A 24079-nucleotide genomic window follows, 5' to 3' on the forward strand; every position below is an offset into this window, starting at 1 on the left:
ACTGATGGCCATGGTCAATGCATTCACCGCCGACGATTTCGCGCGGTTGGACGCCGAAGAACGAGCGCTGATCGCGCGGCGACTGCGTGTCCTCGGCCCGGCCTATCGATTGTTCTATGAGCATCCGCTGCACATCGTGCGCGGCGAGGGCGTCTGGCTGTTCGATAGCAAGGGAAATCAATATCTCGACGCCTACAACAATGTTGCGTCGATGGGGCATTGCCACCCGAAAGTCGTCGAGGCGATTGTCACGCAGACCGGAATTCTGAACACACACACGCGCTATCTGCATGAATCGATCATCGATTATGCAGAAGCATTGACAGCGACGTTTCCGCCGGACCTGAGCCAGGTGATGTTCACCTGTACGGGCAGCGAGGCGAACGACCTCGCCGTCCGGATCGCACGGCATGCCACGGGCGGCACGGGCATTATCGCCACCAAACTGGCCTATCACGGTCTGACGAGTGCGGTCGCCGAGTTTTCGCCTTCGCTTGGCGAGTTTGTCGATCTCGGGGTCCATGTGCGCACCGTCACGGCGCCCGACTCCTATCGGATGGCGCCGGAGGATATCGGCGAGCGCTTCAGGACGGATGTTCAGGCAGCGATCGACGATCTGAAGCGTCATGGTATCAAGCCGGCGCTATTGATCGTCGATACGATTTTCTCCAGTGACGGCGTGGTAGGCGGACCCAAAGGCTTCCTGAAGCCCGCCGTGGACGCCATTCATGCTGCGGGCGGCCTGTTCGTCGCCGACGAGGTGCAACCGGGATTCGGCCGCACCGGTGACGAGATGTGGGGTTTCATGCGCCATGGCGTCGCGCCCGACCTGGTCACCGTGGGCAAGCCGATGGGCAACGGCTATCCGATGGCAGGCGTCATCATGCGTCCGCAAGTGGTCGCCGAGTTTGGCGAGAAGGCGCGCTATTTCAACACATTCGGCGGCAATCCCGTTGCTGCTGCAGCCGGCAAGGCCGTTCTCGACGTCATCAAGTCCGAGAAACTGCAGGAGAATGCGCGCCTTGTCGGTGCATTCATGCAAGACGAATTCCGCAAGCTCGCGTCGGAGTTTTCCGTGATCGGCGATGTCCGTGGCGCCGGGCTCTTCGTCGGTGTCGAACTCGTCTCGGATCGGACACGGAAGGTGCCTGATGCGGCAGTGACGGCACGGATTGTGAACGGGTTGCGTGAACGACGCATCCTGATCAGCGCGTCGGGGCCGGGCGCCAATGTGCTGAAAATTCGTCCGCCAATGGTGTTTTCCCGCGAGAACGCCGAAATGCTGGTCGCGAGCATGCGTGACGTTCTCGAGACCCTCAAATGATGACGACCAAAACAGTAAAAATCATTCTGGAGCAATTCCGGGACCGCTCAGGAGGTTGTTGCTGCTTTGCATTCTCGAAAGAGGAGGATGACGCGCGCGATTTTCGCGTTTTGTGATGTACTGCCGCCGGTTCGTGCCGTCGGTTGACCGCCTCGGTCGTAACGAAGCCGAATGCGCATCGCTCAAGAGAGCGCGTGCAAGCGGTCTCCTGCACGCAGCCCTCATTTTTGCGGTCTACTGTGTGCTTTTTTGGCAAACGCGGGCCCTAGCTGGTTCATGGAAGGAAGAAGCTCGATGTCGCCCAATGAAACGCAGAAGCGCCAGATCCTCGAAGCCGTCGATGCGCTGTTCGATGAGCAACTCGAATTTCTGAAGCAGATCGTCCGAATCCCGTCGCAGCGCGGTGAGGAGGAAAAAGCTCAGATGTTCATGGCCGACGCGATGGCTGCGCTCGATCTGGACGTCGACAAGTGGATCATCGACGTCGAAAGCATCAAGGACCATCCCGGCTTTTCCCCGGTCTCGATCTCCTATGAAAGGTCGTGGAATGTCGTCGGCACGCACCGACCCAAGCAGACCGGTGGGCGCTCGCTGGTGCTCAACGGCCACATCGATGTGGTTCCGACGGGCGCCGACCGGTCCTGGACCTATGGTCCCTATGAACCGACAATCAAGGACGGCTGGATGTATGGCCGCGGCGCCGGGGACATGAAGTCCGGACTCTCGGCAAATCTTTTTGCGTTCAAAGCACTGAAGAGAATTGGTCTGCAGCCCGCAGCGATCGTGTACGTCCAGTCGGTCGTCGAAGAGGAATGTACTGGCAATGGCGCACTCGCCTGCGTTGTTCGCGGATATACGGCCGACGCGGGCTTCATTCCCGAGCCGCTTGAGCCGAAATTGTTGCGCGGACAGATCGGACCGATCTGGATTCGGGTGGAGGTTTCGGGCGCGCCGGGACACGCGTCTGGCGATTTCGGTCTGGGGGCCGATGCAATCGGCAATGCGATCGAGCTAATCCAGTCACTCAAGGAACTCGAAGCACGGTGGAATGCCCGCAAGGGATCGTATCCGCCGTTTCAAAATCATCCGCATCCCATCAATTTCAACGTTGGACGCATCCAGGGAGGCGAATGGACGTCGAGCGCGCCGTCAGCATGCGTATTTGAAGTGCGTGTGGCGGTGTATCCCGGCCAGGCCCCAGCCGACGCGTGCAAGGAATTCGAGACCTATGTGGCCGAGGTTTCGTCGCGCAACCCGTTTTTGTCCAAGAATCCCCCAACCATCAGCTATCCCGGCTTCATGCAGGAGGGATATCACCTGACGGGCGCAGACGAGCAGGAGAGTATCCTCGGTCGTTGCCATGCGGAGATTTGGGGTGAAGCGCTCAAGGAGCACGCATTCGCCGCAACAACCGATGCGCGATCATTCGGACTCTATGGCGGATGCCCTACGCTGGTTTACGGCCCCTACTGCCGGAACCCGCACGCCTTCGACGAATGCGTCGATCTGGAATCGCTTCGGAAGGTCACCAAGACGCTCGCACTTTTCATGGCCGAGTGGTGCGGCGTGGAAGGCGTTGAATGATCCTGCGACGTGCTGCGTCATAGAGAGATCGGATCATGCCCCGTCGCGTGGTATAGCTGCCTGAAGGCCACCACGATTGCCGGCCGCGGCGGGACTGGCCATGTCGCCACCGCGGGCATCCCAACGATGGGATTGTCGCTGATGGGCGCGATGGTTTCCAGCGTCATGTGGCGGGCGCGCTGGACAGCCCATCCATCGTTTTGTTCGAGCAAGATTGTGCCAACGAGACATTGGATGGCAGCCTCGTTAGGGAAGTTGCCGGTCCCGACGATGTCGCAGTGGTGTGTCAGGCGATCGAGAAGCGCGGTCGTCATCTTTGCGTCGCTGAACACGCTGGGCCATTTGCCAAAGGCAACATTGGTGGTGACGACGACGGACGTGCGCCCGTAGAGCCGGCGATGAGGTGGAACAGCAACTGGTCGCCGGATTGCGCGAAAAGCGCCCGCGCGCGGCGTGCCGAATCCTTCGCGGCAAAAAAAGACCCGATCGGACGGCTTGTGCGAGTTTTGTGCGAGCAGGGACGCATTTGGGTGGTTTTCTCGAGCCGAGATAGCCAAAACGGTTCGAACCGGCTCCGGCGCATTTCCTGAAAAATGCCAATTTTTCAATCATTTCCGCCCGGAAATGCTGGTGCTGCCACACAGTATCGAACTGTGGACCTCTCCATTACCAATGGAGTGCTTGGAAGTTCGAATTCTTCTTTAAGTTAAACGGCTTATCAGGTTTACGAGCGAGCGGCTGTGCTGTGCGGTCGTGTTCCCGGAGGTGGTGTAGCTCGGTAGGGCAAAGCCGCCCGGACGCGCGCGCCCAATAGCGCCGTAGCGGGCGGGCGCCTTTGCGGTGGTCACCGGCAGTTCTCCGGTAGGATCGGGTTGCGATACGCCAACGCAACCGAGGAACCACCGATGACCGACGATATGATGAACCTGCGCACGCTCGCAGAGAAGACCCCCGACGCCGATCTGTTGCGGGAGATGATCGGCTTTGCCGCCCAGCGCCTGATGGAGCTGGAGGTCGAGGGCCAGACCGGGGCGGCCTACGGCGAGAAGAACCCCGAGCGCCTGGCCCAACGCAACGGCTATCGCGACCGGATCTTGGAAACTCGCGCCGGCGCAGTCGAACTGCGCATTCCCAAGCTGCGCAGGGGCTCCTACTTCCCGGGCTTCCTGGAGCCGCGCCGCATGGCCAAGAAGGCGCTCACCGCCGTGGTGCAGGAAACTTACGTGCAGGGCGTCTCGACCCGTTCGGTGGACGACCTGGTGCAGGCCATGGGCATGACCGGGCTCTCCAAGAGCCAGGTCAGCCGGCTGTGCGGCGAGATCGACGACAAGGTGAAGGCGTTCCTCGCCCGTCCGATCGAGGGTGACTGGCCGTATCTGTGGATCGACGCCACCTACGTGAAGGTGCGCCAGAACGGCCGCATCGTCTCGGTTGCGGTGATCGTCGCGGTCGGCGCCAACAGTGACGGCAGGCGCGAGGTTCTGGGCATGGATATCGGCCCGTCCGAGGCCGAGACGTTCTGGACCGCGTTCCTGCGCAAGCTGGCCCGCCGCGGCCTGCGCGGCGCCAAGCTGGTCGTCTCCGACGCTCACGAGGGCATCAAGGCCACCGTGGCCAAGGTGCTCAAAGCCGGCTGGCAGCGCTGCCGCGTCCACTTCATGCGCAACGCGCTGGCGCATGCCGGCAAGAGCGGCCGGCGCGTGATCTCCGCCTTCATCGCCACAGCCTTTGCCCAGGACGATGCCGAGGCCGCGCGAACCCAATGGCGCAAGGTCGCCGACCAACTCCGTCCCAAGCTGCCGAGACTTGCTGGCTTCCTCGACGAGGCCGAGACCGACGTGCTCGCCTACATGACCTTTCCGCCGCAGCATCGGACCAAGCTGCACTCCACCAACCCGATCGAACGCCTGAACGGCGAGATGAAGCGGCGGACCGAGGTGGTCGGCATCTTCCCCAACGAGGATGCCATTGTCCGCCTCATCGGCGCGATCCTGCTCGAACAGAACGATGAGTGGGCGGTCCAGCGTGCCCGCTACATGACACTGGAAACCATCGCGCCATTGAGCGATGATCCGACCGTCAGCCTTCAGGCTATCGCCAGGCCGACCGGCCCGGCCTTGCCGGCGAACGCGGTGACCGCCGTCAGCTACACCACGCCAGGGGACACGATCCGCGACGGTCAGTATTTCATCGATCGTGGTCGCGTTGAGGCTCCGCTTGAAAGCCGCCTTCACCACGTGATCCTGCAGATAGCGACCAGACTTGCTCCGGCGCCCCCGACGCCCATCGTCCAGAAGATGATCCGGAAGGATTTTCCGAACGTCCAGGCGCCCGCACCTGCGGCGGATGTACGCGTTTCCTCGAGGCCCAGGATCCTGGCGTAAGGTGGCATGCACCTCGTTTCGCCCGCCGCCAGAGCCTCCTCCGCGAGTTTCACTAGACCCGATCCTCGCCTGTCCAGCCGCTGGAACACGAACGCGAATAGCGCAAGAAGGGCACCCAAAATGGCGGTCAGGGGCGCCATCGGTTTTCCGCCCTGCAGGCTGGCGGCGATCCCCGTCGTCAGTATGCCCGACAGAACGACGAAGAAGTTAAATACGGACATCCGCTGCTGCGCATGCAGTGCGAAGTATCGCCAGGCATGGTCCGGAGGCTGAAGAGGCGTATCCGCCGGCTCCTCGTATGAGGAAATGAAAGTATGTTTCTAGAAGTAGCCGGAATTGTTCAAACCATTTCCGGCGACGAAGGATACGACGTGGCCCGTCTTTCGCGGATCGAAGTCGCCGTGATCGTCTGCATCTCTCGGGGATCGCGCGGCGCGCAAGAAATCCCCAATTCACAAGTCGAGCGAAACACAGCGCCTCGCGCACCGTCCGTGGCCTAGACAGGGCGGAAATTCCTGACGATGAACCCTTCGCGCAGCGCCGTCGCGGCATCTTTCAGCGAGTGCCGAAATGACCGGGCCAAGTCTTATTGTAAATCCCTGACAACGCGAAAGCCGTTTGCGTAGTAGCGGACATCCTGATCGTAGCGAAACCGAGCGGATGAAGTCGCCGCACTGGACTTGTTTGCGAACGAGCCTCCACGCAGCACGCGTTGCTGACATTGCCCCGAGGTCCGGACCGCGCCGTCCATCGGAGCCTTGGTGTAGTCGTCATTCCAGCAATCCTCGACCCATTCGTAGACGTTGCCGGACGTGTCGTAGAGGCCGAACCCATTCGGTCGGAAGGATCCGGTCGGCAGCGCCTTGCGGAGCGGTGCGGCGCCGCAGTCCTCACAGTTGGCATTGCCTTTGCCGACATCGCGACCCCACCAATATTTTGAAGTGGTACCGGCCCGTGCGGCGTATTCCCATTCGGCCTCACTCGGCAACCGATAGGGACGGCCTGTCTTCCGGCTAAGCCAGATGACGAAAGCCTTGGCATCGTCCCAACTGATATTGAGCACCGGCTGATCGCCGCGGCCCCATCCGTGATCGTCCTCGGCTGCCTTGCAGCCGCCGGCCGAGACGCAGGCATCCCATTCGCGGAAGCTTATCTCGCGGCGCCCGATGGCGAAAGATTTGGCGACCGTCACCCGATGAGGAGGCTTTTCGAACGGAATGTCGCGACTACCCATCTCGAAATCCCCGGGCGGCACCACCACCATTTCCGGGCACTCCGGGCAGTCGCGGAGCAGTTCGCCGGGTTCCGGGGGTGGGGCGGATACCGCTGCAATAACGATCGTGCCGAGCGTGGGCACGGCCCCCGTGACCATGTCGTTCAAGCTATTCGGGCTGTGACCAGCCTTCACTGCTGGCGTGGTCGCGACGGCGACGGATAATACGAAAATGACTGCGGCGAGGACTTTTCTAACCATCAGACTGTCTGCATGAGTTCCATTCAGATAGTGCGCTTCTGGACACTCTAGGTTTCCTTGCAAGAGGATCCATATCGGAGGGTCGCACGGGTTGCATCAGACTCAAAGGTCTAACGCGCCTGTTTCGATCAAATCTTCCATCTGCGTCTGAAGGCTGATCCCTGCAAGGTGCATTGATCGCGGCCCTCAACCGTATGGCTGAGGACTGTGTTCGAACCGATCGCGCAGTCGTAGTACAAATTGAATGGGTGCCGATCCTCTGTTATATGATTGCTATGCGAAACGGATAACGCGTTCGACAATGTTGCGCGCGGCTTGTTTGATACCTTGGTGACACCGTCATTTACGGAGAAAACCTCGTGGTTAGAAAGTCAGCCGCTACCGCGATTGCGCTAATGTTCATATTTGCAGCCCCTCTCGGAGCAGCTTATGGCCAATCCTCCCCCCGCGGCGGTCCGTCGCCATCGGCTGCGGGGGCATCGGTGTACTTCGTCGACCTCAAGGATGGACAGACAGTCCCGCCGAAGTTTACCGTGCACTTCGGTCTGAAGGGCATGGGCGTGGCGCCGGCCGGTTCGGACAAGGAAAATTCTGGACATCATCACCTGCTGATCGACACCGATCTGCCCCCGCTCGACGAACCGATCCCCAACGACTTCAATCACCTTCATTTTGGCGCCGGCCAGACCGAAGCCGAGGTGTCGTTGCCTCCCGGTCCGCATACGCTGCAGCTGCTGCTCGGCGACAAGAACCATGTCCCAAACACGGTTCCATTGATGTCCGCGCGCATCAAAGTCACGGTCGTCGGTGGCGCCAGCGCGCCAGCGGTCGCGCAATCGGCGGGCGTTCGCCATCCGTCCCCCGCCGGCGCCAAGGTCTACTTCGTGTATCCGACGGACGGCGCCTATGTCACCAAGACACCCGTCATCCGTTTCGGGCTGATCGGCATGGGCGTGGCTCCCGCGGGCTTTGAAAAGGTCAATACCGGCCATCATCATCTGCTGATCGATACGGATCTTCCGCCGATGGATCAGCCGATACCAAACGACTTCAACCATCTTCATTTCGGTTCGGGCCAAACTGAAGCGAAGGTCACGTTGCCACTTGGCAAGCACAAGCTGCAGCTGGTGCTCGGCGACGAAAACCACGTCCCGCACGATCCTCCGGTCTATTCGCCACCGATCGATGTCACGGTCACAGAGAGCGGCAAGGAGCCAGAGGTGCGCAAGCCGCCTCGTCAGCGTGTGTCGCAACGAACGTCGAGGCCGCATCAGCGGTCACAGATCCGCTCCTCGCGCGCGCCGGAGCGGGAAATCAACAGGCGGGATGACGGCTTTCCGCTGTTTTTCTTCGGGCCGCGATAAGCGAGATGAGCAAGTTTCTTTCAGCAAATGCGGCCATCCTGCTTGGTTTCGCGTTGCTGACTTGCTCGGTCGTCAGTGCGAGCGCCGAGCGCCGCGTGGCGCTCGTTGTTGGGAACGCCCACTACAATAACCCGAGCCTGGTCCTCACGAATCCAAAGAACGACGCAGAAGATGTCGGCGCCGCGTTAATTGCGATCGGGTTCGAGGTGATCCAGGCGATCGATACCAATCGGCGTGACCTCGATCTGAACATGGCCAAGTTTGCACGGCTGGCGACCGATGCGGACGCTGCGCTTTTCTTCTACGCCGGACATGCGCTGCAATATCAGGGCCGTAACTACTTGATGCCCATCGATGCGGAAGTCGAGGACGAGGTCAGTCTGCGCTACCAGATGATGCTCATTGACGACGTTCGTGCCGCCCTGGACCGTGCCAGCGGGGTCAAGATCATGATCCTCGACGCATGTCGCAACAACCCTGTCGTCGATTCGCTGCGGCGCAAGACGAGCGGCGAAAGCCGGGCGATCGGCGCGACCCGTGGGCTGGCCAGAACTGACAAGACGCAGGGCATGGTCGTGGCCTACTCGACAGCGTCGGATCAGGTCGCAGCCGACGGCAAGGGCCGCAACAGCCCGTTCACGGATGCTTTCTTGAAACGACTGAAGGAGCCGGGGCTGGAAATCGAACAGTCTGTTTCGCAGGGTTGCGTCTGACGTCAATTCTGAAACGCAGGGGCGGCAGCGCCCCGAAACCTATGTCTCTTTGCTTAGCGATTACTATTTGAACCAGACCGATCGCATCGCGTTCGAAGCTGTGAAAGACAGCCCCGACGTCAATGTCCTGCGTAACTTCCTCCTCAAATACCCGTCGTCAAGCTATGTGTCCGACGCCCTGTCACGAATACAAAGCCTCGACGCGGCGACCCAGCAGAGGCAAATTCAGAAGGTCCGGCAGGAGGAGGCCGCGCGGCAGATTGAACAACAGCGCCGCGCCGAACAGGAGGCGGCCGAACGCAAGTTAAGTGAACAACGCCGAATTGAACAGGAAGCGGCGGAGCGAAAACTGGCCGACCAGCGACGTGCCGACAAGGAAGCCGCCGAGCGGAAAGCAGATGAGCGACGTCGGGCGGAGGCCGCGGAACTCAAGTTGAGCGAGCAACGCCGAATCGAACAGGAGGCAGCGGAGCGAAAGCTGGCCGACCAGCAGCGTGCTGAAAAGGAGGTCGCGGACCGCAAGTTGAACGAGAAGAAAGCCGCTGTCGTGGCGGCGGAGAAGACTCGGCTGGATAACGAGGCCGCAACGCGTCTGCGGCAGAATGCCGACAAAGCAGCCCCCCCGCCGATGCCTCCGGGTTCCGCGCCCAATGACATGCCGTCGAAAGATAAAAGCACCGCCAGGATCGCTGGCGTCGAAAGGACTGATACAGCCCCTTCGATCGCGAGCAAGCCGTCGACGAGCGTGGAATCCTCGTCTTCTGCGGTGGGCGGCGCCTCCGATCAGGCCTGTGAACGCGATCGTACGCGGCTCATCAGGTTGCGCGGAAACCCCGTTCGCGACGAGATCGTTCAGTTTGAGCGTGAACTGTCTTGCGAGCGCCTGCGCCCGCAACTGGTGAGATTGCGCGAGAGCATCCTTCCGCCAGATCCCTCGTCAGGCGGCGCTTCCGTTGAGACGGCCAAGGTCGTTCCCTCGCCTCCGTTGCTGCCGGCGGTGGTGACTGGGTCTGCAGCGGGCAAGGCCGCTCAGGAACCTGCGCCCCCCAACTACCGGAGCCAACGCCACCGAAGCAGCCCGCCAAATTGCCCATAACTTCGTCCAACGATGTCGAGACGTGCCAAAAGGAGTCCGACCGTCTCGCGCGGCTACGTGCCAATCCGTCGCGACCCGAGCTCATCGAATTCGAACATAGTCTTGTTTGTGAAAGGCTGCGGCCCCAGATCGTCAGGTTGCGTGAGAGCCTGCCGCTGTCCGCGGATAATGCTCCGGCTGACGGTGCCAGCCGTGCTGCGCCGCAGGCCACAGCGAATGCGCGCGAAGCCGGTTCCAATGCGCCGAAGGTCAGGATGGCGCCTGCGCTCCCGGCTCCATCTTGCGACGAAGAGCGCGCACGCCTGGCACAATTGCGCTCCAGTCCGTCCCGGGACGACGTCGTCCGATTTGAAGCGGAGCTTGCCTGTGAGGCGTTACGTCCGCAGGTGATGCGGCTGCGAGAGAGTCTGCCGGGCGGCTAGTTGGCTCCCTAAAGCTATTTGATCACATAGGATTTAACGTCGAGCCACCGGCTGTTTGCGCCCAGTTTGCCGGTTGCGGTGTCGGGAATTCGAAGTTCGTTGATCCATTTTTCCACGTAGTTCGCGATATCTGTGTCCGTCTCGAGCCGATGAGGAAGGTCGGGCAGGTCAAGAAGTTGCACACGCTTCTCGCTCAGGATGGCAATGACGGCAGCAGCTCCTGTTGGTGGGGAGATGATGTACTGAAAGCCGCGGGCCGCCGCCGCGGCTGTTGGCAGGACCAGGGTCTCACCAGGCTTGAGGACGTTCATGTCTGTATTGTCGAGCTGTGAGAGCAGCTCGGGGTTCGGAAATATCTGTGTCATCTTTCCGGACGCGTCGATGTCTACCAACAGCAGATAGCCCGGCTTCCTGGCTGTGATGCGGAAAGTGACCTTCGAACCGACCTCGATCGGACGGCTGGCGATCATTTCGAGGCTTACATTGGTTGCAGCCGCCTGTTGTTGCGCCGCTGGCGTTTCCACCACCAGAATGCCTGAATAGGCGGGTCCGCGTTGACCTCGCTGCGATGGTAAGTCCTGTCCGGTTAGATGCGCGCGCTGGACGGAACCGGAACCGGTCGCTGCGTGGGCGTGACCGGCGCATAGCGGGATCATAACCCACAGGGCTTGCAATCCACGCAGGCTTAATCGCGACATCATCGGCGTGCTTTGCAATCCTAGGGAACAGAAAAGAAGCCGATCGAGCCAATGCGCGCATCAGGCGGAGCATAGCGAGCAATGGCTTGAATCACCTGTCCCGGCGCCCGTCGCCGGTTGAGATGCAACAAGAGGCTCTCCAGTTCTGCCATGCGCTGCTGCGACGTGATTGCGACGACCTGCTCGGCGCCAAAAGGTTCCCGGACTCGCAGCGGCAGGCGCAAATTCGCTGACTGGTTGAGCGAGGCATCAGAGCCTATCGGGTAAAGCATCTGGATCGTGCCGTCTCCCGATACATTGAACAAGAGCACGGCGCGGTTATTCACGTCAGATATATCGATGTCGATGGTCTGATTGCTGCGATGTTGCCGGTCATCCGGGGAAACCCGCATTATCTGTGGCGAACGCGTCGCGAACTTCTTGAGGTCGCGGATCGCAGCGGTGCGATCGACAACGGATGCAAGGTCTGTTGGGTCCACCTTGAATGCGACAACGTCACCCCAAGCGATGACATCCTGCGATGAAGGGTCCCAGATGAGATCAGGGTTGTCAGTTGGTTGAACGGATTCGATCGTGACGTCGCGTGACTTCACATCCGGCAGCGCTGATGTCGAGCCATCCAGAACTGCAAGCCGGATCGGCGCTGCGATGCGTTCCTGTGTGAAGCCGTTGCCTGCGGGCGGCGCGGGGGGCCCAAGCGACGGTGCAGGAGCTGCATTGGTGGATGGAGGGGGGCTATTGGGCGCCTGCATCAAGACCACGCCTCGGGTGAGGTCGAAAACCACATCAGAGTCAGGCGACTGGCCGGGCGATGTGACGGTCACGATATTCTGGCGTTGATCGGATAGTTGATACACGACCTGACGAACGTTAGCGAACAATTCGCTCACTGTGATGCGCCCATCGTGATTGGTGTCCGCGCCGCCCTCGATGGCACGCGCGACGGCGTAGCTCAGTGCGCCGCGCAGACCGCTGATGCCGGGAATTCGGACTTCCGGCGCTTTGGTGCTGCGGTCGACTGCGGCTAGGAACGCAGTACGGTCGAAGTCGAACTCGCTCCGCGGATCGCTCTTGTCCGACACCGGCTGGAGCTTGTCGACCAGCAGCGTATAGCGGGGAACCTGGCGGAAGCTCATTTCCTCTGCGCGGGGATCAATCTCGCGCGCCATTCCGCCCCCATGGCAGGTATCTGCAACGAACACAACTTTGGCGCCGCGCATTTCGAACTGCTTAATGAAATGATTGAACTCGCTTGCCAGGATTCGCTGCACGGATCCTGCGGCCGTAGGCGCGAAATCGGGCAGAAGAAAAACGTTCTCCATGCCATCTGGTTCGGAGCCCTTGATGCGCTCGGGCTCCTGTGCGCCGTGTCCGGCTATCGAGAGGAAGATGACGTCATTGCTTTTGGTTCTTTGCAGCAGCGCATTCATTTCGCGAAGCACCGCTGCGCGCGATGCCTGGGCATCGACGAGCACCGTGACGTCAGTGACGCCCATTCCCTTCAGCGACGCCTCGACGTCACGTGCGTCGGCCACGGCACCCTTCAGAGGGCGGACCTGCTGATACGCGTCGATTCCTATGACGAGCCCATGGACGCTGCCGCCGCCGGGACTTGCGATCGAGATTCCGCCCGTGGCCCAGACCTGACCGGTCGAAAACCACATCAATGCAGCAACGGCGAACGCAGCAGATCTGTTCATTTCATGCCTATCGGTGCACATTATTTCCTGCGGCTATTGCTTTTTTTGCTGATTGACGTCGCCGCGTCGTCTTTATATGTCTCTGCCGAGACGACCATCTGATCATCGGCCAGTCCGCGAAACCGGACCGGAACGTAACCACGTGCCAGCAACGCCGCCAAAGGATAGACATTTCGGCACACACGGCCATTACAGCCTCCCGTCGAGGCCTCCATCACTTCAGCCTTGCGATCGGGTGTGAAGCGCAGGAACAGCATGACGTGCGAGCCCGCCTTGTTTAAGGCATCGCCTGGTCTCAAATCCCAAGGATTCTCCAGCGGCCTCGCGATCGCCGGGATGGCTGCGGTCGTATAGTGGACCGACAAACCCCATGTGGCGCTGACGAATGCCGAGCAATCCACGCCGGCGACGTCGCCGCGCGGCGTATCCCGCGTGCAGACGTTGCCCGCCTTGATACCCCGGTCTATCTGCGCGCGGAAGCTCGCCAGCGAACCGTGACATCCCCAGCAGTAAGGCACGCCACGGACCTGTTGATTGACCTTTCCCTGCAGATACCATGGCCGACGAATGCGGCTGAAGCCGCTACACGCGCTGTCCGGATCGCTGCCGTAGTTGGCTGGCGTCAGGTTCCATTGCAAACCCTCAAAGGCGAAAGCCGTCTCCACGACCTGCTGGCGGTTCGACGGCCGGATGGCGGCAATGGCGCCGAAATTTTTCGTTATCCCGACGAGCGTTCCGTCCTGTCGTAGCGGGCGGACGTCGATCATCTGCGCGTTCGCCAGTTGGCGAAACCCGACGCCGACCACGGCGACCGAGTCGGCCTTGGTGCGTAGAAAAAATACGTCACCGTCGCCGGAGATGGCGACGAAACGACGCGTCAGCGGCGTGTTTGCCAACGGCAGTTCATAGACGCCCTCAAGCTTGCCGTCAGGTTTGAAGCGCGCGACGAAGGTCGATGCCTGTCTGGTGGATTCCGGGATATCTTCGGCCAGTACATAGAGGCGGCCGTTGTTGTCGACCTCGAGGAATTCGACAGCGCCGAGCCGATTGCGAACCCGCAAATCCAGTTCGGCAACTCTCGCGTTGTCGTCCTTGCTGCGGACTTCGATATGTACGCTGCTGTCAGTCTTCGGAACGACGTCCGCCACCACCGAGCCTTTGCCGCGCGAGGCGACAAACTGCCGGCTGAGCGGCCTCTTCTTCGTGATCGTGACGGCTCGGGTGCTTTCATCCAGCAGCTCGGACGCGGCGCCGGGGAGTTGTGATCCCATCTGGGCAAAGGCGGAGGTCACGAATGGATCCTCAATGCCGCGCGTTATCACCTCCTCGAGAGTAACGGGCTCCGTCGAGATACCACGGGTCGACTGTGCGGCGGCCTTCAGCGTCCGGACCGATCCGTCCCAGACCAGGATGTCGTCCGCACGCACCACGATATCGGTCGGCTGCACATCGTCGGGCATCTTCAGGATCGCCGGCTGCTCCCCGGGCTGCCTGGGATCGAATTTCAGAATGCGCCCGTTGATTTGGTCGAGCAGGAACACGTTCCCGTCCTTGTCCAGCGTCAGCGCCTGGGGCCCGGACAATTCGATATCTTCGCCGGCTTCAACGATGCCCACCGCATCCGCTCCGGTGCCGCTGAAAAACTGTTTGATGATGGTGTCATCAGCGACCGCCACGGAGGCCGATGCGATGATCGCGCCGCAGCTAACAATCCAGGCCGCACACCTCAGACGAAACATCTTCACCTCAAAGTCTTGAGCCGATGCCATCACGCAGCGCCAAGGCGATACCGAACTCCGTACTGCAGGGTGTCAATATACGTCGATCTGGATCATATTTGAAGGAGCCAAACGCGATCCGACAGGGTGCGCAAATAGCCATACGTACTAACACGCGGAAGAAGGAGTGGGGTGATGAGGGATTTGGTTCGCTGCGCTCTGGTCATAGCGGCCACGACGAGTTGGCACACCTCGGCGCAGTCTAACGATTCCGCGGCTGAGCTGTCGATCGGCGGCCTCAGGTTCATGCAGACGAACGCCATTTCTATGGAGAGCGAAGAACTGCGAATTGCACTCGACAGCATCAGCATTCGCTATCAGTTCGCGAACCTGTCGGGCAAGCCGGTGACATTAACGGTCGCGTTCCCGCTGCCGGATATCGATCTTTCCGAACCGGAGAGTATTGTTCTGCCGGCAGGAGATCCGCTCAATTTCGTGGCGTTCGAGACCAAAGTCGACGGCCGCCCAGCGAAATTTACCTTCGATCAGCGCGCCTGGATCGGCGACAAGGATGTCAGCAGTCTGCTCAGTCAGTTGCAGTTTCCGATGCTGCCGATCGGAACGAGGGAGGTCCGCATCGCGGATCTGCGGGAGGCCACGCGGGAAAAGCTGCTTTCCAACGGGCTGCTCACGGCGATAGGCAACAGCGACAACGGCCGTCCGATCTACAGCTTTGCGTGGATCGTCAAAACCTCCGCGGTGCGTCAGCAGACCTTTCCGCCGGATCGATCCGTGACCGTCGAGCATCGCTACAGACCCAGCGTCGGTACGGCAGCCGATACGATTTTGCGGACCCCGCTTCGAAAGAACAAGGCGCTTGCGGGACAGATCGAACAGTACAAAAAGGACTTTTGCATAACCGATGGAATGTTGACCGGCCTCGATCGGCTCGCCGGTAAGGGGGCGCTGCAGGAGCGACGTATCAGCTATGTGCTTCATACCGGCGCGAACTGGGCGGCACCGATCAAGACGTTCAAGCTCGTCGTCGATCCGGGCGGCAAGGAGCGTTTTGTCAGTTTTTGCAGTACGGGCCTCAAGCCGGTCGAGAACCGCCCGTTCGAATACGAAGCCACCAATTTCAAACCCGATACAGATCTGAAGGTTCTGGTGGTCGGCAAGTTCTAATGGCGCTTGCACTTGGCGCCGCGTCATTTGCCCAGACGGAAGTACCTCGCTGCTGCCGTCATGTTCGTCCCTTCCGCTTGCGTATCGGCGAGGACCTTCGGAAAGAATTGATCCGCTGCGACGGGACGCTGTAGCTTCAGCGCGTCGACAGGCTGAGCTGTCGCAACGGCCATCAGGAGTTGCGGTCGGGCCGGTCCGTCGCTTTTCTGCATGCCGATCGAGAAAGCGAGTACGTCGATACCGGGCTTCATGAGGCTGGACAGGTTCTGCACCTGGCCGGCGTCGGAGATCAACAGCAATTCGACCGTACGATTGGCTACGTTCTCGACGGTGCCATTCAGCGTCTCGCCGTTCGGCACGTCGGTCGAGGCCAGCAAAATCCGGGGCGTACGTAGCCGCTCGCCGCGTGACTGGTTCAGGAAGCGAACCGCGGCACACTGCTGATCCGTGATCAGGCGCGCGCCGATCGACGGGGCGAAGCCCAGGGCGCGTTTGAAATTCGCCGCGAATTCGTCGAAGCGCGCGGGAGTGGCTGCGAGACCTTCCAGCACGGCCGCGTTGGTGCTGATCGCCACCGGCATCAGGAAGAGACATTCGCCGCCTTCATAGCGTTCGACAAAATTGCGGATCTGGTCAGGCCGGCTGACGGATCCATCGATCGGAGGTATCGTCAAAGGGGGCGTGCGTGCGATCGGCGGACCTGCATCCGGCGCATTGATGGGGGAGGCGACTTGGGTCGCGGAGCCGCGGAGCCCGGACTGAGCTGAGGTGCGTCCAGCGAGGGCGCGTCGGCATCGTTAGTCGAATAAACCGCATAGGCCACCACGCCCGCGGCGATGAGCGTGGCGGCACCGGCTGCAATGAGCCAGGTCGGAACCTTCCGTGCGCCGGCGACGGGCGATGACGGACTGCTCGCATCGGCTGTTGCGCGTTTGAATGTTTGCGCCGGCTCCGCTGCGCCGAACGTCTGGGTTGTGATCTCCTCCATGGAAGCCAGGCGCTTGGCCGGATCGGGTTCCAGCATTTGACGCAACAAGGGTCGAAAGCGTGCGTCGACAGCATCGAGATTGGGAATTTGCCGCCGCTTCTCGACGAGATCGAACTGACTGCCGCCCATGTCCAGTTTCTGCCCGCAGGCGGCATAGTAAAGCACGAGGCCAAGGCTGTAGATGTCCGATTTTGGCGTGATGTCGCCGCCGTACAAGCCGACCTGCTCCGGCGAGACGTAATTCTCCTTTCCGGCGAAGCCGGAGCCGATGATCGTCGGGTCACCGCCCTGGGTCGACCGGGCGATGCCAAAATCGATGATCTTGGCCTTCGTGACGTCTCCATGCGGAACGATGATATTGTCGGGCGAGACATCCCGGTGAACGATTCCGCGTTCATGCGCAGCCTGAAATCCTGAAGCGACGCGACGCAGCAACTTCCCCAGTTGTTCGAATGGTAGCGGGCCCTCCAGCAGCATGTCCGAGAGCGACCGCCCGTCAACAAACTCCATTGCCAGATAGGGCCGCTGCAACACCGGCTCCACTGTAAACAGGAAATATCGCACGATGGCGTCGTGCGGGAGATGGTGCAGGGCCGCCGCTTCGCGACGGAAGAGAGCCAGCGAGATTTCGTTGTCGGCGACGTCCGGGAGCAGCATCTTGATGGCGACGGCGGCACCGGTCTGGATCTCATGGGATTTATAGATCTCGCCCATGCCGCCGGCGCCGATCATCTCGTCGATTTCGTAAATGCCGTTCAGCCGGGTTCCGGGGGGGACACCGCGACGTTGCGGTCGATAGGGGCTCTGCTGGCTCACGCGCGAAGCCCCGTCCGCTTCCTGCCGGAAAGGCATGTCGGACGCGATGAAGGATCACGTGGCTGCGGCGGTACGACGAAACTCGTCACGCTGGTCTCCGCAATGATGCGTGGCGCTGTCACGGTCCCGCACTCGCCAATCCGGGGAGAGATATAGCACAGCTCTGTCGACCAGGTGCATGACGCGGCCCGGCCGGCATGGATGTTAGGCCGGCCGGCCATGCCGGTGCAAGTATCGGCCGGCCAATCGCGCTTCGACGTCCGCCCGGTCGTTGGTCAGCGGGATTTGGCCCGGGCCTTTTTCGACCGCTTCTTGGCGGTGGATCGCGGCGGACGAACAGCTGGCTTGAGGGAGGCTCGTTTTTCCGGCGGTCTCGCCGCAGAGACGGGCGGCGCGGTCAGTGCGGCAAAGTCTGCCTCGATCTGATCCGCCAGGCTTTGCAGACCGTAGAGAAGATTGAACATGACCGGGTCGGCCTCGGCGGATACGTGCTTGGCCGCCTCCTTGAAGTTTTCGCGGGCGATTACATAACCAGCGCGCATGGATTGGGTCCTCCCTCAATGACAACGTCGTCGCGTCAGTTGGTTCAATGCCGGTTTCCGCGCATGTGATGCGCGAGCAGTCAGTCGTCCCTGTCTTCGAAGCGCCACAGCTCTCCCCATTCACCGGTCCAGATATTGTCGGGGTCGATGATGACGATCGGCAGCTTTTTGGCGTTGGCGAGCTGAATGGTGCCGATCACCGCGTTGCGAACCGGCATTTCCTCGCTCGTCAGGTCGGCCGGCAACTGATCGGGCGCTGCCGATTTCGGGCAATGAATGATCCCGATCTCGCCATCGTCTTTCTTCATCAGCTTCAGATTGATGGCATTCGGCTGGAAGTCGTCAACCTGCTCAAAACGGTTTTTCGCCATGATCACTTCCAGCCATGGGAAAAATCGTCATTCTCGACGGTGATCTCGACATCCTTCAGCTTTTCCTTGCTCAGGGCATGCTTGAGGAATTCGCGCGAAAGCGCCGGCAGGATCGAATTGTTGATGATATTGTCGATCATCCGCCCGCCGGAATCGGGATCGTTGCACAGCGAGACGATGCGATCGACCACGGCGTCGCTGTAGCTGAAGTTCGCGTCGTGGTTTTCGCGTACACGCCGACCGATCCGGTCGAGTTGCAACCTGGTGATGCCGCCCAGCATCTTGTTGGACAGCGGGTAATACGGGATCGAGACGATGCGGCCGAGCAGAGCCGCAGGAAAGATCTTCAACAGCTCTGGACGCAGTTCCTGCGCCAGCGCCTCCGAATCGTCGCGATATTTGGGATCGGCGGACAGTCCCATGATCAGATTGGTACCGACGTTGGTCGTCAGGATGATCAAGGTGTTCTTGAAATCGATCCGTCGGCCGTTGCCGTCATCCATGAAGCCCTTGTCGAAAACCTGGAAGAAAATCTCGTGTACGTCGGGATGGGCTTTCTCCACCTCGTCGAGCAGGATCACGCTGTATGGCTTGCGGCGAACGCCTTCCGTCAACCGGCCACCCTCGCCGTAGCCGACATAACCGGGCGGGGCGCCTTTCAGCGACGATACGGTATGCGCCTCCTGGAATTCCGACATGTTGATGGTGATCATGTTCTGCTCGCCGCCGTAGAGCGCTTCCGCGAGAGCGAGCGCGGTCTCTGTCTTGCCGACGCCGGAGGGACCGCACAGCATGAAGACGCCGATCGGCTTGTTCGGGTTGTCGAGCTTGGCGCGATTGGTCTCGATACGGCGTGCGATCATGGCGAGGCCGTGCGATTGCCCGACAACGCGCCTGTTGAGAATTTCAGGAAGGCGCAGCACGTTCTCGATATCGTCCTTGACCATCCGGCCGACAGGTATACCGGTCCAATCGGACACGACCGACGCTACGACCTGCGCATCGACATGTGCGTAGATCATTCTGTGCTCCGGATCCCGCGATTCCAGCGCATCGACCTTTTCCCGAAGCCGCGTGCGGGTTTCCTCGTCACCGACCGCGGCGGCCGGGCTAAGTTCCGGCGCGTTTGTAGCCGGTGACGGCTCTGCCGGCGGATAGAGAATATCGCGCAGGCTGCGGATCTCCCCCACCAGCGCGCGTTCGGTTGCCCAGTCGGCTTCGAGGACCGCAAGGGATTCTTTCAGAGTTGCGATCTCGGCGTCGATTGCGGCAATCCTGCCTTGGTCCTGCGCCCCGAGGTCCTGATCGGTGATCAGCGCGGCCTTCTCGGCCTCGCGGGACGAAATCGTCGCGGCCTGATCTTCGATCGCCGCGGGAATGCCGCTCTGGCTGATCGCCACTCGCGCTGCGGCGGTATCCAGAAGGCTGACAGCCTTGTCCGGCAGTTGCCGTGTCGGAATATAGCGGTGCGACAGGTTCACGGCAGCGACGATGGCAGCATCGGAGATCCGTACCTTGTGGTGCCTCTCCATCGGGCCGAGCATGCCGCGCAACATGTCGCAGCATTTGCCGACATCGGGCTCGCCGATCTGGATCGGCTGGAAACGACGCGTCAGCGCCGGGTCCTTCTCGATATACTGGCGGTATTCCGACCAGGTCGTCGCCGCGATGGTGCGAAGCGTGCCCCGGGCCAGCGCGGGTTTAAGCAGGTTGGCGGCGTCACCGGTACCGGCGTTGCCGCCAGCGCCTATCAGCGTATGGGCTTCGTCCACGAAAAGGATGATCGGAATCGGCGATTGTTGAACCTCGTCGATCACGGAGCGCAGCCGTTGCTCGAATTCACCCTTCATGGAGGCGCCGGCCTGCATCAATCCGATATCCAGCGCGCAGAGCCGGACGCCGCGGAGCGGCGGGGGTACGGTTCCGGCGGCGATCCGCTGGGCAAATCCCTCCACGACCGCGGTCTTGCCGACGCCTGCCTCGCCGGTCAGGATCGGATTGTTCTGGCGTCGTCGCATCAACACGTCGATGATCTGGCGAATCTCCTCGTCACGCCCAAGGATCGGATCCATGTCCCCCGATTTTGCCCGCGCGATCAGGTCCTGCGAAAATCGGTCGAGTGCGGTGGTGCCTTTTTGCGAGGTCGTATCGGAGCTGCCGCCGGCGACCAGTCCCGATCCGTCCATCGGCCGGAGATTTTCTTCCGACGATCCCGCCCATATGGCCCTGTATTCAGCCGTCAGGACGTCGACCGAGACCTTGGCGAATTCGGATGAGAGTTCGGTGAAGGCGCGGCGGAGTTCTCGGGATTGCAGGGCGCCGACGAGGATGTGGCCGGTACGGATCTGCGTTTCGCCGAAAAACAGGGTGGCGTAGTGCCAGCCACGATCGAGCAGGTCCATGACGGTATTGGAGACCGCCGGCATTTCGGTTTCGTTCTTGCGAAAGCCGTTGAGCGCGGCGCCGATGTCGGTCGACAATCTGGCCGGGTTGATCTTGAAGTGGTTTGCGGTGAGGCCGATATCGGTCTGCTCGCTCTGCAGGATGTGGGACATCCAGTGAGCCAGTTCGACGTTTCGGTTGCCGGCCCCCTTGGCCTGACGCAAGGCCTTGAAGAAGGCCTCATAAGCCACACGGTTGAGTTTGCCCGCGACGGTTTCCAGACTGATATCGGTCATTCCGTCTCCTCTCCCGTCATTGGTTTCGGGCCATGTTCTTGCGCTTCAATTTCATGCGCTCGGTCGGATGAAACCGCGCATCGCGTCGGAAGCTTTCAGTACCGGTCCAGTTCGGCGCCATCCAGCTGGTCCAGCCAAGCTGGCCGAAGCGTCCGAGCCTGACGGGCTCCGCGGCACCGGCCGGAATGGCCAGTTCCGCGTCCCAATCCAGTTGCTCGCCGTTATACAGAAACACCAGATCGGCGAGCGGTTCGCAGAGGTCGCCGGTTGGCAGAAACTGGATGTATTGCGCCAGATTTTTGGTGAAGATCCGGACCCGGATCTTGTCCTGCACGCTGAACACGGTCCGTCCGAGCAAGGCGCCGTCGCCAAGGATGTTGTAGCTCTGACCGATAAACGTCCATTCTGCGCGCTCGATCTCAAGTCGCGTGCCGACAAACTCTTCGACTTCCGCGTCGACCGCAAACAATCCGCAAATGGCGTCTGTCAGTCGCGACGCGGATCTGGCCTGCGCTCCCATCAGACCGGAAAAGCCGAGCTTGGTCACATCAGGGATGCTGTCTCGATCCTGATAGGGGCCCGATCCAATGCCGATGGCCGATCCGATATAGGCGATGAAGCGGTCGTCATGAGGGCGGTCATGTTGAACGATCGGCCGGGAGTCCGCCCAGGCGCGGTAGAACAACTGGATGAACCGGTGGTTGAAGACATCGAGGAAGCGAGGAAAGGCGTCGTCTTGCGCGAGGACATACTGGAAAGCTTCCTCGGTCGTGGCCAGGGGCAGCGGGCCCTGCGGTCCCAGCAGGCCCATATATTTCACGTAAATCTTCGGCGGCTTGCCGTCCTGCAGCGAGATGCGCGCGAGGTTGGACGCCGGGAAGTCCATAAATGGATCCTGCCCGAGCCTGACCAGTTCATCGCGCTGCGACGTGCTGCCGCCGATACGCGGCAAGTCGGCGAACGTGCGTTCGAGCTGTCGCAGGACGGCGAAATAGTCGAAGCGCCACGGTTCCTTCTCCAGGTTATCGAAGAGTGTCACGTTGCGCCCCGATCGATCATAGCGGCCTCCGTGTACCGATACGTGGCGGCCAGCGCATGATCTCGCCGCGCTCGACGGAGCGGATGACGGTCTGTGTAAAGTGATTGAAGCCGGCATATTCGGAGAAGAACCGTTCCAGCACTGCCCCGAGCAGGAAAATGCCGCTTCCCTCGAAAACCTTCTCGTCGATCGTGACGGTGATCTCGATACCCCTGCCAGCGCCGATGCCGCTGCGCTGCCGCATTCGGCGGACGATCGGCCGGCTGTCGACGCTGCGCACGCCGCGGATACGACGCTCGGCCACGGCATCGTTCGTATTGGCAAACATCGTCAGTATTTCGCGCAGCGCCTGAGCGTCGTTGCCGGCTGCGCGCTGGACCAGGCCCAGATGGTTGGTGCTGAGCATGTTCACGAGGCGCCACGTGACAGTGCCGGTATGAGCCGTCTCGCCGCGACTGCGCAACTGCGTCACGACAGGTTCGCGCGGCGGCGTCGGGCCGGCGACGCAGGTCAGATCCAGCGTGAAATCGTCGATCAGATGGAAGTCCGCGCCTCCGGTGCCGACCGGGAGATGCTCGGTCAGATGCCGGTTCGAGCACAGCGCGCGCACGCTCAGTTCCGAAATCGCGTTGGCGTCGTCGGTGCCGCCGGCGGCGCTGAGCGAAATGAACATGTCGGTCCCGGTATAGTCCGAGGAAAAGCCGACGCGCTTCTCTTCGACGCTGCGCCGGCGCGGAAGCCGGCGGGTCGTATAGTAGACGTCCGATGCGACCTGGCCGTCGAGCGACGCCGCATAAAGCGGTTTGACCGGGACTTTGTCCTGACCGCCGGGGTAATGCGCGAATACGTCGAGCAGCCGATGCGGCTCGAAGTCGAGATAGTGACTCCGGTCAGGCACGACGTGATATTCGTGCTGGCTCGATGTCGCGGGAATTCGATCGGTCGTCTTCTCGAACAGATTGATCGCCGGCGCGGCGTAGAATGCAAACATCGCGGGCTGGACCGCCGCCGGCAGGCGCGAATTCACCTCGTCGAAGCAGAACAGGATATCGATCGTCTTTGCCTTCAGGCGAGGCATGACCTCGTCGAGCCGGCTGAGATTGAGGCCGAGAAATTTGCCGGGGAACACGAAAAACTCGCGCAGCAGGTCGAAACCCTCGAATACGCGATGATCGTTCGGAAATAGCGTTTCGTCGCGCCCGAAGCCGACCTGCTGCACCATCTCGGGCGGCGCGCTGTACACGACAGGATCGCCGAATTCGTCGAGATGACGGAAGTAGACCCCTTTGCAATGCGCAAGAACCTGCTCGTACAGCGCCACGGAGTCGGCTTCCGGGCCGACGAAATACAGCGGCAAATCCGTGGTCTTGCAGCCCGCGAACAGGGCATCCGGCTTCTTCGCGACCTCGGCGTCCGACGGCTCGTCCTCGCGCCGCGCGGTCGATCTGTAGGTCAGCGTCAGGCGCATGCCGGCTCGCACGCCGGCGCCGGCACGGACCCCCAGCGCCTGAAGCGGGGCGGGCGACGAGAAGTACTCGGCGCCGGTCAGTTCGAAAGGCCAAATCGTAATTCCCGCCGAGAGGCGATAGCGGCATGCGATCTGCCGGTCGATCTGGCGGAATGTGGCATCGACGTAGGATCCGCGGGGGACCGCATGCCCGTCGCGCAAGGCGGGATCGCCATATATCGGTTCGACGCGAACCAGCATCATCGAGGGCGTCGGCGCGAGATAGTGGGGAACCAGCTGCTCGAGCAGATTGGAGGTGAATTCCGGAAATTCGTGCTTGAGCTTCAGCCGAACGCGGGCGGCGAGAAAAGCCGCGCCTTCGAGCAGGCCGCCGATCATCGGATCGATCCGATCCTCGAGCAGGCCGCCCAGCCGCTCTGCGACGCCGGGATATTCGTCGGCAAAATCGCGCGTTTGCTCATGAAGCAGCTGAAGTTCTCGATTATACAGATCGAGAAATTCTCTGTTCATGACCG

Annotated in this window: 17 protein-coding genes and 2 pseudogenes; 7 read left to right on the forward strand and 12 right to left on the reverse strand. The window is 61.1% G+C overall.

Features of this window, described 5'->3' with window-relative positions; genetic code table 11:
* The first annotated feature begins 4 nt into the window (after positions 1–4).
* Entirely contained in the window at positions 5–1324 is a 1320-nt protein-coding gene (locus ACUXVA_RS08995; protein WP_265080622.1) for an aspartate aminotransferase family protein, read from the forward strand.
* A gap of 294 nt (positions 1325–1618) precedes the next feature.
* On the forward strand, positions 1619–2908 hold the full coding sequence (locus tag ACUXVA_RS09000) for an ArgE/DapE family deacylase (protein WP_265080621.1): 1290 nt from the start codon (positions 1619–1621) through the stop codon (positions 2906–2908).
* A 254-nt stretch (positions 2909–3162) separates the two neighbouring features.
* Here ACUXVA_RS09000 and ACUXVA_RS09005 read toward each other — a convergent pair.
* Positions 3163–3344 (reverse strand): annotated as a pseudogene (locus tag ACUXVA_RS09005) (ATP-binding protein); the annotation flags it as partial.
* Positions 3345–3813: 469 nt separating this feature from the next.
* Between ACUXVA_RS09005 and ACUXVA_RS09010 the strand changes: the two are divergent.
* Positions 3814–5007, forward strand: a pseudogene (locus ACUXVA_RS09010) (IS256 family transposase); the annotation flags it as partial.
* Between the two features lie 871 nt (positions 5008–5878).
* Here the strand turns inward: ACUXVA_RS09010 and ACUXVA_RS09015 are convergent.
* Entirely contained in the window at positions 5879–6766 is an 888-nt protein-coding gene (locus ACUXVA_RS09015) for a formylglycine-generating enzyme family protein (RefSeq protein WP_265080619.1), read from the reverse strand.
* A gap of 482 nt (positions 6767–7248) precedes the next feature.
* Between ACUXVA_RS09015 and ACUXVA_RS09020 the strand changes: the two genes are divergently transcribed.
* The 3 genes from ACUXVA_RS09020 (at position 7249) to ACUXVA_RS09030 (ending at position 9939) form a co-directional block, all read left to right on the forward strand.
* Positions 7249–8130, forward strand: a complete 882-nt coding sequence (locus ACUXVA_RS09020) for a DUF4399 domain-containing protein (RefSeq protein WP_265080618.1) — start codon at positions 7249–7251, stop codon at positions 8128–8130.
* A 5-nt stretch (positions 8131–8135) separates the two neighbouring features.
* Positions 8136–8843: a caspase family protein gene (locus ACUXVA_RS09025; RefSeq protein WP_445491708.1), complete on the forward strand. Its 708-nt coding sequence runs from the start codon at positions 8136–8138 to the stop codon at positions 8841–8843.
* Between the two features lie 67 nt (positions 8844–8910).
* The gene (locus ACUXVA_RS09030) at positions 8911–9939 is read left to right on the forward strand and encodes a hypothetical protein (RefSeq protein ID WP_445491710.1); all 1029 of its coding nucleotides are present in this window, start codon (positions 8911–8913) and stop codon (positions 9937–9939) included.
* 436 nt (positions 9940–10375) lie between these two features.
* Here ACUXVA_RS09030 and ACUXVA_RS09035 read toward each other — a convergent pair whose 3' ends face one another.
* The 3 genes from ACUXVA_RS09035 to ACUXVA_RS09045 are packed head-to-tail and all read right to left on the reverse strand — an operon-like array spanning position 10376 to position 14528.
* Complete coding sequence (locus tag ACUXVA_RS09035) at positions 10376–11062, reverse strand: DUF4384 domain-containing protein (RefSeq protein ID WP_445491712.1); 687 nt, start codon at positions 11060–11062, stop codon at positions 10376–10378.
* A gap of 17 nt (positions 11063–11079) precedes the next feature.
* A complete protein-coding gene (locus tag ACUXVA_RS09040) occupies positions 11080–12759 on the reverse strand; it encodes a caspase family protein (protein ID WP_445491714.1) in 1680 nt (559 codons plus the stop codon).
* A gap of 20 nt (positions 12760–12779) precedes the next feature.
* Positions 12780–14528, reverse strand: coding sequence for a hypothetical protein (locus ACUXVA_RS09045; protein ID WP_445491716.1), 1749 nt, complete (start codon positions 14526–14528; stop codon positions 12780–12782).
* Between the two features lie 144 nt (positions 14529–14672).
* On the opposite strand from ACUXVA_RS09045, the gene ACUXVA_RS09050 reads away from it, so the two are divergent.
* A complete protein-coding gene (locus ACUXVA_RS09050; RefSeq protein WP_445491718.1) occupies positions 14673–15662 on the forward strand; it encodes a DUF4424 family protein in 990 nt (329 codons plus the stop codon).
* Between the two features lie 23 nt (positions 15663–15685).
* Here ACUXVA_RS09050 and ACUXVA_RS09055 read toward each other — a convergent pair whose 3' ends face one another.
* The 7 genes from ACUXVA_RS09055 to tssF form a co-directional block, all read right to left on the reverse strand.
* Positions 15686–16243 (reverse strand): hypothetical protein, encoded by a 558-nt coding sequence (locus ACUXVA_RS09055; protein WP_265080611.1) that lies wholly within the window; start codon positions 16241–16243, stop codon positions 15686–15688.
* Between the two features lie 89 nt (positions 16244–16332).
* Positions 16333–17466 carry a serine/threonine-protein kinase gene (locus tag ACUXVA_RS09060; protein ID WP_445491720.1) on the reverse strand — a complete coding sequence of 378 codons (1134 nt, stop codon included), beginning with the start codon at positions 17464–17466 and terminating at the stop codon, positions 16333–16335.
* Positions 17467–17741: 275 nt separating this feature from the next.
* The gene (locus tag ACUXVA_RS09065) at positions 17742–18008 is read right to left on the reverse strand and encodes a hypothetical protein (RefSeq protein ID WP_265080609.1); all 267 of its coding nucleotides are present in this window, start codon (positions 18006–18008) and stop codon (positions 17742–17744) included.
* A gap of 80 nt (positions 18009–18088) precedes the next feature.
* Positions 18089–18379, reverse strand: a complete 291-nt coding sequence (locus ACUXVA_RS09070) for a hypothetical protein (RefSeq protein WP_265080608.1) — start codon at positions 18377–18379, stop codon at positions 18089–18091.
* A 2-nt stretch (positions 18380–18381) separates the two neighbouring features.
* Complete coding sequence (gene tssH / locus ACUXVA_RS09075; protein WP_445491723.1) at positions 18382–21057, reverse strand: type VI secretion system ATPase TssH; 2676 nt, start codon at positions 21055–21057, stop codon at positions 18382–18384.
* Positions 21058–21073: 16 nt separating this feature from the next.
* Complete coding sequence (gene tssG / locus ACUXVA_RS09080; protein WP_265080606.1) at positions 21074–22213, reverse strand: type VI secretion system baseplate subunit TssG; 1140 nt, start codon at positions 22211–22213, stop codon at positions 21074–21076.
* Positions 22113–24074 (reverse strand): type VI secretion system baseplate subunit TssF, encoded by a 1962-nt coding sequence (gene tssF, locus ACUXVA_RS09085; RefSeq protein ID WP_445491726.1) that lies wholly within the window; start codon positions 24072–24074, stop codon positions 22113–22115. The genes tssG and tssF overlap by 101 nt, the downstream gene beginning before the upstream one ends.
* Positions 24075–24079: the final 5 nt, after the last annotated feature.

The sequence above is a fragment of the Rhodopseudomonas sp. RCAM05734 genome, from assembly GCF_052658035.1.

Bases quoted from the DNA above. Each gene is read 5' to 3' on its own strand.
- ACUXVA_RS08995 (WP_265080622.1), top strand. From the start codon at position 5: ATGGCCATGGTCAATGCATTCACCGCCGACGATTTCGCGCGGTTGGAC.
- ACUXVA_RS09000 (WP_265080621.1), top strand. From the start codon at position 1,619: ATGTCGCCCAATGAAACGCAGAAGCGCCAGATCCTCGAAGCCGTCGAT.
- ACUXVA_RS09015 (WP_265080619.1), bottom strand. From the start codon at position 6,766: ATGGTTAGAAAAGTCCTCGCCGCAGTCATTTTCGTATTATCCGTCGCC.
- ACUXVA_RS09025 (WP_445491708.1), top strand. From the start codon at position 8,136: ATGAGCAAGTTTCTTTCAGCAAATGCGGCCATCCTGCTTGGTTTCGCG.
- ACUXVA_RS09035 (WP_445491712.1), bottom strand. From the start codon at position 11,062: ATGATGTCGCGATTAAGCCTGCGTGGATTGCAAGCCCTGTGGGTTATG.
- ACUXVA_RS09040 (WP_445491714.1), bottom strand. From the start codon at position 12,759: ATGAACAGATCTGCTGCGTTCGCCGTTGCTGCATTGATGTGGTTTTCG.
- ACUXVA_RS09045 (WP_445491716.1), bottom strand. From the start codon at position 14,528: ATGGCATCGGCTCAAGACTTTGAGGTGAAGATGTTTCGTCTGAGGTGT.
- ACUXVA_RS09050 (WP_445491718.1), top strand. From the start codon at position 14,673: ATGAGGGATTTGGTTCGCTGCGCTCTGGTCATAGCGGCCACGACGAGT.
- ACUXVA_RS09055 (WP_265080611.1), bottom strand. From the start codon at position 16,243: ATGCCGGTGGCGATCAGCACCAACGCGGCCGTGCTGGAAGGTCTCGCA.
- ACUXVA_RS09065 (WP_265080609.1), bottom strand. From the start codon at position 18,008: ATGCGCGCTGGTTATGTAATCGCCCGCGAAAACTTCAAGGAGGCGGCC.
- ACUXVA_RS09070 (WP_265080608.1), bottom strand. From the start codon at position 18,379: ATGGCGAAAAACCGTTTTGAGCAGGTTGACGACTTCCAGCCGAATGCC.
- tssH (WP_445491723.1), bottom strand. From the start codon at position 21,057: ATGACCGATATCAGTCTGGAAACCGTCGCGGGCAAACTCAACCGTGTG.
- tssG (WP_265080606.1), bottom strand. From the start codon at position 22,213: ATGCCGGCTTCAATCACTTTACACAGACCGTCATCCGCTCCGTCGAGC.
- tssF (WP_445491726.1), bottom strand. From the start codon at position 24,074: ATGAACAGAGAATTTCTCGATCTGTATAATCGAGAACTTCAGCTGCTT.